At 66.1% G+C, this 11,590-nt stretch carries 9 protein-coding genes and 1 pseudogene; 8 read left to right on the plus strand and 2 right to left on the minus strand.

Translation table 11 applies throughout. The features are described from left to right. Positions 1-393: 393 nt before the first annotated feature. Positions 394-648 (minus strand): Smr/MutS family protein, encoded by a 255-nt coding sequence (locus ACIRGA_RS40255; RefSeq protein WP_400952604.1) that lies wholly within the window; start codon positions 646-648, stop codon positions 394-396. A 138-nt stretch (positions 649-786) separates the two neighbouring features. Between ACIRGA_RS40255 and eccD the strand changes: the two genes are divergently transcribed. From eccD to ACIRGA_RS40295, 8 genes are all read left to right on the plus strand, one after another. Continuing rightward, positions 787-2,181, plus strand: coding sequence for a type VII secretion integral membrane protein EccD (gene eccD, locus ACIRGA_RS40260; protein WP_400952607.1), 1,395 nt, complete (start codon positions 787-789; stop codon positions 2,179-2,181). After that, entirely contained in the window at positions 2,181-3,611 is a 1,431-nt protein-coding gene (eccB, locus tag ACIRGA_RS40265; RefSeq protein ID WP_400952610.1) for a type VII secretion protein EccB, read from the plus strand. Before eccD ends, eccB begins: the two co-directional genes overlap by 1 nt. A 162-nt stretch (positions 3,612-3,773) precedes the next feature. Next, positions 3,774-4,103: a hypothetical protein gene (locus tag ACIRGA_RS40270; RefSeq protein WP_400952613.1), complete on the plus strand. Its 330-nt coding sequence runs from the start codon at positions 3,774-3,776 to the stop codon at positions 4,101-4,103. Positions 4,104-4,140: 37 nt separating this feature from the next. Next, positions 4,141-4,434: a WXG100 family type VII secretion target gene (locus ACIRGA_RS40275; protein WP_400952615.1), complete on the plus strand. Its 294-nt coding sequence runs from the start codon at positions 4,141-4,143 to the stop codon at positions 4,432-4,434. A 90-nt stretch (positions 4,435-4,524) separates the two neighbouring features. Next, positions 4,525-4,893 (plus strand): hypothetical protein, encoded by a 369-nt coding sequence (locus ACIRGA_RS40280; protein ID WP_400952618.1) that lies wholly within the window; start codon positions 4,525-4,527, stop codon positions 4,891-4,893. A 114-nt stretch (positions 4,894-5,007) separates the two neighbouring features. Then, positions 5,008-7,482: a large repetitive protein gene (locus ACIRGA_RS40285; protein ID WP_400952621.1), complete on the plus strand. Its 2,475-nt coding sequence runs from the start codon at positions 5,008-5,010 to the stop codon at positions 7,480-7,482. 501 nt (positions 7,483-7,983) lie between these two features. Then, entirely contained in the window at positions 7,984-9,312 is a 1,329-nt protein-coding gene (locus ACIRGA_RS40290; protein WP_400952624.1) for a glycosyltransferase, read from the plus strand. Between the two features lie 119 nt (positions 9,313-9,431). Then, positions 9,432-10,508: a hypothetical protein gene (locus ACIRGA_RS40295; protein ID WP_400952628.1), complete on the plus strand. Its 1,077-nt coding sequence runs from the start codon at positions 9,432-9,434 to the stop codon at positions 10,506-10,508. Here the strand turns inward: ACIRGA_RS40295 and ACIRGA_RS40300 are convergent. After that, positions 10,490-11,494: pseudogene (locus ACIRGA_RS40300) on the minus strand (IS110 family transposase); the annotation flags it as partial. The gene ACIRGA_RS40295 and the pseudogene ACIRGA_RS40300 overlap by 19 nt on opposite strands. Between the last annotated feature and the right edge of the window lie 96 nt (positions 11,495-11,590).

Raw genomic sequence — 11,590 nt, forward strand, 5'->3', positions numbered from 1 at the left:
TCCTCCTGCGAACGCTGAGAAAGCCGCCGCGCGTCCGTCACCCGCACCTTCGAAGCCACACCACGATCATGACATATTTGCCTTACGTGTCAATAGAACGCTCATTGCCACTCACGACCCTCCCGCGAAACTACACATAGGTGCATCAATCGGGCATTCAGCCGCCAAGGGGTGTCCCTTATGGACATTCAGGGCCCGCCCACCCCCTCCGGACAGTCAGCGGTGCCCGGCTCGAAGCACCAAGAGCCATATCGACCAGCGGCAACCGACTTTGCCGGGGCCCTGCGCCTAGGTACAGGAAGGGGGCCTTCATGTACTTCACGACCGGCCGCCCCACGCCACGCCACGTTCGACTTACCCCGCGTCAGAACGACCCCAATCACTCACGAGCCCCTACTTCAGATGTACCAACACCTTCCCGTCATTCCCGGGTGCGACCTCCACTCGCCGGTACAGCTTCTTCAGGTGCGCTTGCCGCAGCATCGCGAGCACCCGGTTCTTGAGCTTCCCCGACCCCTTGCCGGGAATGATCTCCACCACCGCCACCTTCGCCGCGGCGCCCCGGAACAGAGCGCGGCGTACCGCGTTGTCGATGTCCCTGTCGCTGCGGAAGACCGGGTGGAGGTCCACGGTCAGCTTCTCCGGCATCGCGCCCTTCTTCCTTGGTGAGTGGTTCTCCCCGTTTTCGGTGAGAACGGTCCGGCGAGCGCCGTCCGCCGGGTGACCCGGCGCTAGCGTCATGGGCTGGACACGGGTCTATACCTGGACGGAAGGGCCTGGTGCCTGATGGAAGAGCAGACACAGCATCGCACTACGAGCTCTGCGAGGCTACGGTTCGTCCTGGGTGGACACGCGAGGGATCTGGCGCTGCCTGCCGAGGTGCCTCTCGTCGACCTGCTGCCCGCGATCCTCGCCCAGTTCGGTGCCGAAACGATCGAGCAGGGAGCCGAGCACGAGGGCTGGGTGGTCCAGCGGATCGGTGAGGCCGCGCTGGACGAAGACCGCACCTTGCTCCAGCTCAGCGTGGTCGACGGGGAAAGTCTTCATCTGCTTCCCCGCGCCGAGCAGCTCGCCGCGATCGACTACGACGACCTGGTCGACGGCGTGGCGGAGCAGGTGCGTGAGCATCCCGGCGCGCTGACCCCGGCGCGGGTCGGCTGGATGTTCCGGCTGGGCGCCGTCGTGGTCCTGCTGCTCGTTTGTCGGTTGCTGCTGGCCGACGCGGCCGTGGGGGCGCAGGTGCTGCTCTCGGCCGGACTCTCGGTGGTGTTCCTGGCGGCGGCGGCCCTGGTGGCGCGTGGCGCGGCCAAGCCCGTCCCGGCCGTGATCCTGGCCGGTGCCGGCGTCGGTTTCGCCACGCTGGCGGGCTGGTATCTGGTGCTCCTGCTCGATCCGGCGGCGATCTCGATGATGAGCATCACCGGCGCGGCTGCGGCCGCCCTGCTCGCCCTCCTGGCCGGGGTCATGGTGGTGGCCGACGGCGCGGCCCTGTTCGCCGGGGGGATCCTGTTCACCATCGTCCTGCTGATCACCGGCCTGATCGGCGCGGTCACCCCCGCCGACCCCGCCCAGGCCGCCGCCATCGGCCTGGTGGTCTCCCTGATCCTGGCGTTGTTCATCCCGACGACCGCGTTCCGCCTGTCCGGGCTGACCCTGCCGATGCTCCCCACGGGCGCCGAGGAACTGCACGAAGACATCGACGCGGTATCGCACAAGGTGGTGGTGGATCGCGGCGCGGCGACCTTCGGCTACTCGACGGCACTGCACGCCGGTGTCGGAGCGGCGCAGGCCGTGCTCGTGCCTGTGCTCAATATCGGCACCGACGGTTGGCACCTCACCTTCGCGCTGGTCGTCGCCCTGCTTCTGGTGCTGCGTTCGCGCCATCCGAGCGGCATGATCCAGCGGTGGGCCGTCCTTGCCCCCGCCGCGGTCGTCGTGCTGCTGGTCGCGGCCGGTCTCGGCCTGGCGCGGCCGATGGAGACCCGCTTCGTGGTCGTCGTCCCGCTGGTCCTCGTCGCCGGCCTTTTCCTGCTCGGCGGCGAACGTCTGCCCGGTAAGCGGTTCCGGCCCTACTGGGGGCGCGCGGTGGAGATCTTCGAACTGATCACCGCCATCGCGGTGCTGCCGATCCTCTTGCAGGTCCTGCATGTCTACAGCTTCATGCGACACCTGGCCGGCTGATGAAATCACGCAAAGACCAGGTTCAGGCCTACTTCTTCGTGGTCGGGCGGTTGGCAGCCGCGGTGACACACGGCAAGCCGGACGCGCTGGAATCACCCAGCAAACGGATGACCACCGGGACGGTGCTCGGCTTCGTGCTCGCCGCGGTGACCATGGGTGTGTTCGGGGTCTTCGGCATGTTCGTGCCCTCCACCGGCAACACCTCCTGGAAACAGGACGGTGCGATCGTGATGGACGAGACCAGCGGGGCGCGTTACGTCTACCTCGCCGGTCAGCTCCGCCCCGTGCTCAACTACTCCTCCGCGCGGCTGGTGGCGGGCCAGTCCGGTGGCCAGCTCACCTCCGTTTCGCCGGGCTCCCTGGCGGGCACTCCGGTCGGCCAGCCGATCGGGATCGCCGGTGCGCCGGATTCGCTTCCCGCGGCCGACAAGGTCACCGGCGGCCCGTGGACGGTGTGCACGCAACTTCCCGGTTCCGCCGCCACTGCGCCGAGTGCGGTGATCAGCGTCCTTTTGGGACATTCGCCCGGCACTGTGCTCAACGAAAGCCAGGCGTACTACGTGTCGGCTCCGAGCGGTGAACTTTACCTGGTGACGCGCGGGAAGCGGTTCAAACTACCGAGTAGTTCGGCCGCCGTCGCGCTGGGCTATGGCACGTCGCGTCCCATCGAGGCGCCTTCGTTGTGGCTGAACACGATCGCGCAAGGCCCCGACTTCGTCGCGCAGGAGGTGCCCGATCTCGGTCAGCCAGGGCCGGTGATCGACGGGAAGCAGACCCTGGTCGGCCAGATCTACCAGGCGCGGAACCCAGCGATCGGCACCGAACAGAACTACCTCGTGCGCCGGGACGGGTTGGCGGCACTCAGCCGGACCGGAGCAGCCCTTCTACTGAGTGCTCCGAGCACCCGGCAGGCCTATCCGGACGGTCCGATCGAAGCCGTCCGGGTCGCACCGGACGCCTTGAGCGGCGTGGCGATCTCGGCAACTGCCGGGATCGCGAACGACCTGCCCCCGACTCCTCCAGAGGTCGTCACCCCGCCGCAGGGTTCGCAGCCGTGTGTCCGCCAGGATCCCTCGGCGGGCCCCGAGCAGGCGATGGTGGCCGAGTTCCTGCCCGACAATCAGGTCGCGCAGGCCTCGGTTCCGCTGGGTACGCACCAGGCGGGTATGACGGCCGACCGGGTGGCCATACCGGCGGGCCGGGGCCTTCTCGCCCGGGTTCTGCCCGCACCGGGTGCCACCGCCGGCGTGACGTATCTGGTCACGGAGGTCGGAGAGAAGTATCCCTTGGCCGACACCGAAACCATCACCGCGCTCGGCTATGCCGAATCCGCGGCGGTCCCGATTCCCATGCGGCTGCTCGACCTGTTGCCGACCGGGCCGGTGCTCAGCACGAACGCCGCACGTCAGGCCCAGGCTGTGCGGCCGTGATCGCACACGTCCCGCTCGTAAGGGGAATCCCTACCCTCGGCTCCCCGGCCGGTGAAAAGGCATTTCCCGCGGCGCGCGGAATTTAACCTTGAATAGTGGTCGTGCTACTACGAAAACGTAGAGCTCGCCAAAGTCGTAGCACTCATCGCAGGAGGAAGCACAGTGGCACATTCCACAAAGCTCAATGATCAGCAAATCATCGCGCAGGCCGCCAGGCACGAGGAAACAGCGAACAGCGTCGACAACCAGCTCGACAACCTGAAGAGGGAGGTCGAATCCACCCTCGCGGCCAGCACCAGCGCGGCCACCCGGGCACTCAGCTCGGTCACCGGCGACTGGGTGGAGGCGGTTCGCAAGACGGTACTCAGCAACCTGAACGGTATGGCCGGCGACATGCGACGTGAGGCCGGTGCTCAGGTGGACACGGACTCCGACAACACGCAGTCGATCCTGAACGTGCCCATGGACACCACCAACTTCCTCAGCAAGTGACCCGGACCACCGCGTAATCTTTTTCCAAGGAGTTTTGATGACTGACGGATCGATTGTATACGACTACCCGGTTATCGAGCAGTGCGTCTCGATGATGATGAAAAAGGCCGACGAGATCGACGACCAGGCGACCACGCTCGGTTCGCAGGTCAAGGCCATCATGACGGACTGGGTCGGAGAGACGGCGAGCGCCTACGAACAGCGCTCTCTGAACCTGCAGAATGGCCTGGATGTTCACCGGTCCAACTTGCTGGCCCTTCGCACGAGGTTGGAGGAGTCGGCAGAGCGGATGAAGCAGGCCGACAGGGGTGGCGCCAAGGGCATCTCCTGAACCGCACGGTGTGCCGGGTGGATTCGCTCGGCACACCGTGTTTCCATGGGCAACAGAACGGCCAGGGTCGTTCGAGAGCAAGGAGTCGACGTGTCGACGAAGTTCGATGCCGAAGCAATCGCCGCGGCCGGTCAGAATATCGGTCGGCTGATGGATGACATGAGTGCCTTCGAGGCGCTCAAGCCGCCCGGCCCGAACGGGGGGAATTTCCAGGCCGCGGTCTGGCTGGAGCGGGTCGTGGACGATCGGCGTGGCGCCGTCCTCGGGCACGCCGAGCACCTCAAGGTCGCCTTCGGTGAGATGGAGGCGAAGCTCAAGGAAATTTCCGACCGGTTCAAGAGCGCCGATGGACAGAACGCCGATGAGATCGGAAAGGTGATCACGGGTCTCGAAGGCGCCGTCGCGCATGCGATCGGCACGTGCGACACCAAGACCGAAACCGATGTAATCGCCACCTGAATCAAACGCCGGGAAAGGAACCGGGCGGTCCGCGCGAGTCCGCGTCTGTCGACCTCGGTGCTGGCTGTCTAGATAGGGATCTGTCGTATGTCCGCTTCTCAAGGTAAGCCTCCGGTGGTCGGCCAGTACGCGGCACCGCCGCCCGGTCTCGACCCTTCCTCTTACTCCACGCTGACGTCACTCGAGTCCGCTGTCAGCGACCTGGTCAACGCCGCGGACGGTTCGGCCACCACCGCTTGGTACAACCTCGAGAAGGACACCAAAGCCGCTGTAGTGGCGCTCGCCGCCGTCAATGAGAAGTTCGTCAAGCAGATCAAGGCGGCAGGCGACGCGTTGGAAGGTGAAACGGGTGCGGCGTTCACGAAGTACGCCACCGCGATCCTGAACACCAGTGACGAGGTCTATGACACCTTGACGGGTAAGCAGTTCGACACGAACATCGGCAATATCGGGCGCGCTGTCCAGACGTTCGTGACCACCTGGTGGCAACTTCAGAAAATCGGGAAACAGGTTTATGACCAGCGGGTCGCCGCGCTTCAGGCCGACGCCCAGCGAAAGGTCCAGGCCGCCACTAGCGAATCAGCCGCTCAGGATATCGTGGCGCAGCTGCCGCTCGCGTTGATGGAGATCAAAACGTCGTCGGACGCGGCGCTGCTGAAAGACCTGCAGAATGCCCTGGGTACGCTCGGCACCGCCTACAACGCCCGTGGCGCGGACCTGGTCCCGCTCTACATCTCCGATGGTGACACGTCCACCGCGGCGCCCGACGGAAGCTATCAAGCGCAGACGAGGAATGTTCCGCAGAAGCCGGATGAGCATCAGCAGACGGGCTATGCGGTCGAGAATGCCGACAAGAAGCCTCGTGAGGATCAGCAGTCGGGCTACGCGGTCGAGAATGCCGACAAGAAGCCTGGTGAGGATCAGCAGTCGGGCTACGCGATGGAAAACGCCCAGGAGAAGCGCGCGGATGAGGTGACGCCTACCGGAGCCCTGACTCCCGAAACCGGTAAAAACGGGGGACTCGACGGGGCGGGTGGCGCGACCACCCCATCGACCGGTGGCGGTATGTCACCTGATACGAAGGCTGCTCTGGGTGACGCGAAAAGGGCGGCCGGTGACGCGATCGACGGCCTGACGGCGAAGACGGACGACCCCGCTCGCCAAGAGGCGTTGCAGGACGGGAAGAACGCCGCGCAGGGAGCCATCGACGGTCTGATGGGCGGGGCAGGAGGGGAGTCGGCCGGCAGTCCCGGAGGCGCGGGAGGTGCACTGGATCCGAGCACGAGTCCGGGTGCGGGCACGGGCGGTGGACTCGCTTCACCGATGGCGGGCTTGGCGGATGCGAAGAAGGCAGCGGGCAAGGCGATCGACGACCTTGGCAAGAAGACCGACGACCCGACGCGCCAGCAGGCGCTGAACGACGCGAAGAACGCCGCGGAAGACGCGATCGACGGGCTCACCAGCCCGACCGCCCCCGACGGTCTCACCGGCGGCCCGGGCGGTGGCAGCTCAGGCGGCGGCGACCCCACCGCAGGCGGCCAGGTGGACACACCAGGACTGGACGACGCCAAACAGGCCGCCGAAGACGCCATCGGAGATCTGACCAAACCGGGAGATTCCGAAGCCAGGCAGCAGGCCCTCGACGACGCCAAGTCGGCCGCGTCGGACGCGGTGGACGGCCTCCTCGGCCAGGACGGGGCCGACTCCGCCGCTTCGGCCGATCGTGCGCAGCTGCTCGACGCGAAGGACGCCGCGAGCAAGGCGATCGACGACCTGATCTGCGAGACCGACGATCCCGAGCGCAAGGCGGCCCTTGAAGACGCCAAGGAGGCGATGAGTTCCGCGATCGACAAGGTGGCCGCGCCAGAGCATTTCCAACAGGTGGAAGACGCGAAGTCCGCCGCCCAACAGGCGATCGACGGCCTTGGCACGTCGAGTGACGATGCGCAGCGGCAAGAAGCGCTGAACGCGGCGAAGTCGGCTGCGAACGACGCGATCGACCGGATCAACGACTCGCCCGAACTCACCGGCCCCGAGCACGAGCAGGCGCTGGCACAAGCGAGGGAAGACGCGAACAAGGCGATCGACGCGCTGGCCCAGCCCGACGACACACCTGCCGAACGGCAGGAGCTCGCCGACGCGAAGGCGGCCGCCAACAAGGCCATCGACGCCATCGGCGGGAGTGGCGGGAGTGGCGGCGGGAGCGCGATGCAAGACTTCCTCGAGCCGTCAACCAAGGGAGACATCGTCGGGGGTGCCGGTGGAGCCGGTACCGGCGGCGGAGCGGGACTGGCACCCGCGACCGCGGGTGGACCGGCGGGCAAGTTCGACACCCAGCCTCTCTCCGCCGGTGGGCCGGTGACCACGCAAGGTGGTCCGTCCCCGGCCGGCGCACCCGGTGGCCTCGGCGCGGCGCAGCAAGCCGGTATGCCGATGGGGCCGATGGGCCCCATGGGCGGTGGCGGCGGCATGGGTGGCGGCGGCGGACAGGGCGAGAAGGAGCGCGAACCGCAGATCTGGATCCAGGCGGAGAAGGACGCCTGGGGCGAGAACGACGACACACAGAGTCACGTCCTGGGCAAGAACTGATCCCCTTCCGCCAGTACATGATGGCCCCCTTCCTTGCGTCAGGCGCAAGGAAGGGGGCCATCATGTACTTCACGCGAGCGTCCGCTACGACCTGTATCGAATGGTGACCGGAAGCAAGGGACGCCAATCCGGCGACGGTGTCCGTTATGGGTACCGCGCATGCAGGCATCAACCTGACATTTTCAGCACCCGGACGTGATGCGGCGGGCGGGCTGCGACAGGGCGCTCGCCGGACACGAATCCTCAACGATTCCGCGACTGACCAGATTGCCTGAAGAGGCACATTTGGGAACTCTACGTCTAAAACTTTCGAAGAGACCTCCATTCTGGCGTGTAACGTTCAAGGCCGGAGGGCCCGCTTCGCGCCGATCTAAGACCGATGGTGTCTTTACGCAGTTTCCACCGGATGGTGCCGGATTAGGTTCGTCCGGCGGTCGCCCTGCGCGCTGTGATCAATGGTCGCAGCTGTTCGCACTTCACCGCATATTGGAGGTCAAGGGTATGACACGTGTGATCATGGCGGCGATTCCCTTTCCCGGGCATGTGAACCCACTGCGTCCTATCGCCGCACATCTGGTCACCGAAGGCCATGACGTCACCTTTGTCACCGGCACCAACTTACGTGACGCCGTACTCGCCACGGGCGCGGCCTTCCATCCGCTCAACGGGCAAGCCGACTATGACGGCCCGAAGGTGTACGAGACCTTCCCGCAGATCGCCGAGGCGACACCGGGAGTCGAACAGATCGCCGTTTACCTCACCGAAGTCCTGGCCAAGCCCATGCGGGAGCAGCACGAGACCATCCAACAAGTTCTGGCGCTTGCGCCGGACACGCCGACGGTCGTGTTGCATGACATCTACTTCAACGGGTTGTGGCCGATCCAGCTGGGAGCGCCAGGCATTCGGCCCGCGCAGGTCATGGGTCTCGGCGTCACAGTGCTCCCGCTGTACAGCGCCGACACCGCGCCGTTCGGCCTGGGTCTGCCCCCGGATGCCTCGACGAGTGGACGGGAGCGCAACGCGCGGCTCAACGCGGAGGTGCTCGCGGCGTTCGCTCCAGCGCAGCGTCTCGCCGAGCAGCTCATCCGCGACTGCGGCGGCACTGGCACGCTGCCATCCTACTTCGACGCGCAGGTGGTGGTTCCCGACCGCTGTCTGCAACTGTCCATCCGGGCCATGGAGTATCCGCGCGGCGATCTGCCCGACTCGGTCTCCTTCATAGGCGTGCCATGGGAGGCTGAGCCCCAGGGCGTGCCGCTGCCTGCTTGGTGGGATGACGTGAAGAACGCGAAGCGGGTGGTCCTCGTCTCGCAAGGCACGGTCAGCAACACCGACTACTCCGAGCTGATACTGCCTACGATCGAGGCACTGGCCGATCAGAGCTGCCTCGTGGTCGCCACAACCGGCGGGCGGCCGGTGAGTGCGCTCGGCGCCCTTCCTGCCAACGTCCGCGCCGCCGAGTACATTCCGTATTCTCAGCTGCTTCCGCATGTCGACGTGTTCGTCAGCAACGGTGGTTTCGGTGGTATGCAGATGGCACTCAGTCGTGGCGTGCCGCTCGTGCTGGCAGGCGAGACCGAGGAGAAGAAGGATTCCACCGCGCACGCCGCGTGGACCGGTGCGGCCATCAACCTCGCGACGGGCAGGCCACGTGCCGCCGACATCGGCCGAGCGGTGCGAATGGTGCTGGAAGACGACTCCTACCGGGTCGCCGCACGGCGGCTGGAAGCCGAGTACGCGGAGCACGACGCGCTGCGCAGCCTCAACGAGATCGTCGAAGCCGCAGGGAAGACCGTGGCGGCATCGGGCGCCGGCGCCAGGCGGGCGTGATGGTCGGTGAAACGCAGATCGGCATGCTTCCTCGGAATGGCGCGGAGATGCATATTTCGCGCTCCTGCAAGCAGCAGCGAAGCAAATTGGTCGCAGCGTTGCTTTCTGGCGACGAAAAAATGATCGCCGCGCTGGATACGGCGCTGACCGAAGGCGACGTGGCAGGTAATATCGAGAATTTTGTCGGTGCAGTTCCCGTACCGCTCGGACTTTGCGGTCCCGTTCCGGTGCATGGGCAACACGCCGTGGGTGATTTCGTGGTCCCCATGGCAACGCTGGAGGGCACTCTGGTGGCCTCCTATAGTCGCGGCGCGAAGATGTTGAAGGCGTCGAACGGCTGCGAGGTGCTCGTGACGGACGACCGTTTCCTGCGAAGCGTGCATTATCGGGTGAGGACTCTTCATGATGCGCAGGCCCTGGTGGCCTGGTGTCGCACTCGGGAGCCCGTGCTGGCTGGCGTGGCGGAGGATACAAGTGGTCATCTGCTTGTCCAACGCTTCGGCTACGAGCAGGTCGGTTCCACGGTGCTGATTTCAGTCGAGTTCACCACCGGTGACGCGATGGGCAGCAATATGGCCAGCAAGGGAATAGCCGCGGTATCGGAGTACATTGTCCGGAACTTCGGTATGAAGCTGGAAGAATTTCTGCCTTACCCGGAGGACAAGAAGCCCATTCCGGCGCGCCTGAAAGGCAAAGCGGTGACCGCCCGAGCGGTGCTTTCCGCGAACACTGTGGTTTCGCAAGGCCGGACAAACGTGGCGCGAGTGGACCGATATATCCAGACCTACCGGAGTACTCTCGCGTTGCATGGGAGTTCCTCGCTGAATATTCACGTCGCCAACGGTATGGCGAGTCTGTTTCAGGCCTTCGGTCAGGATATGGCTTACCTGGGCGAATGCTCAAAAGGCATCGTGGACTCGCGTGTGACGAGCGGTGGCGATCTGGAAATTTCTTTGACGCTGCCTACGCTGATCGTGGGTACGGTTGGGGGCGGAACCGGCCTTCCGGCCTTCCGGGCCACCCTCGGAATGGTAGATTGCGTCGGTGCGGGCAAGGTGCGCAAACTCGCCGAAATCATGGCCGCCGTGTTGCTCGCAGGCGAAGTCGGCTGTGCGATCGCCCAGTGCGCGAACGAATTCATCGCCGCGCACGAAGCTCTCGGGCGCAACGCTCCGGATTCAGCGGCAGTCAGGTGAGTGCGTAGCCGCGTCGTTCGCGGTGACCAGGGCGGGCTTGGTGCTGTCGCCGACGCCGGAAGCATGACCAGAAGCAGATGTGGTCGGCGGCGTCGGCGACACGCGGGGCGAGTTGGGTGAGCAGGCGTCGGGTGGCGGTCGGTGCGGCCGCTGCTGGCGGGGACGGGTGCGGTGCCGCAGAGGTGCGCGAAGCGTGCTTCTGTGTCGATGCGGTGGGGGTTGTCCCCGGCGGTGGCCAGTAGCTGGGCGGCGGTGTCGGGGCCGACGCCGAAGACGGCGGTGGTGGCGGGCAGGATCTGGCGGGTCAGGGTGGCCAGTTCGGTTTTGGCGTCGGTGATCTCGTCGGTGAGGTGCTGGATGCGGCGGGCCAGGCGACGCAGCGCGGTTTTGACGGAGTTGGCGGGGTCGGTCAGGTCGGCGCTGGGGCGCAGCCGTGCGCAGGCGGTGATCAGGGTTTTGCCGGTCAGCCCGGTCAGGGATTCGCGCAGCGCGGCGGGTGCGGTGACGATGAGGGCGTCGAGCTGGTTGCGGGCGGCGGTGCGGGATTCGACCGCGCTGTTGAGCACGGCGCGCAGCGCGGTGATCGAGGCGGCGGGGCCGGTCCCGGCTTTGGGGACGGTCGTGGCGCGGCCGGACTGGACCGCGCGGGCGGCGTTGATCGCGTCCTGGGTGTCGGTTTTTCCTTTGCGGCGGCGGGTATGCCGGTCGGGCTGGTTGACCTCCACCACCCGGATGTCCTCGGCGGTCAGGTAGCGGGCGAGGCCGGCGCCGTAGGAGCCGGTGCCCTCGACACCCACCTCGGTGACCGTGCCGAGATTCCCCAGCCAGGCCAGCAGCGCGGCATAGCCGGCGGTGGTGGCGGGAAACGTGCGAGTGCCCAGCGTCCGGCCGAGACCATCGAGAGCGGCCGCGGTGTGGGTGTCCTTGTGCGTGTCGACCCCACCGGTCACCCTGGCCGTGTCGACGGTGGTCTGCTGATCAGTCATCTGAGGTTGCCCCTGTGGACCGGACACCCTGATCCCAGACAGTGGTCTGGGGAAGGATGTCCCCGTGTCACGTTCGTCGAAGTATCCGGAGCAGTT

This window comes from Amycolatopsis sp. NPDC102389 (assembly GCF_044765885.1).
Taxonomy (GTDB): Bacteria; Actinomycetota; Actinomycetes; order Mycobacteriales; family Pseudonocardiaceae; genus Amycolatopsis.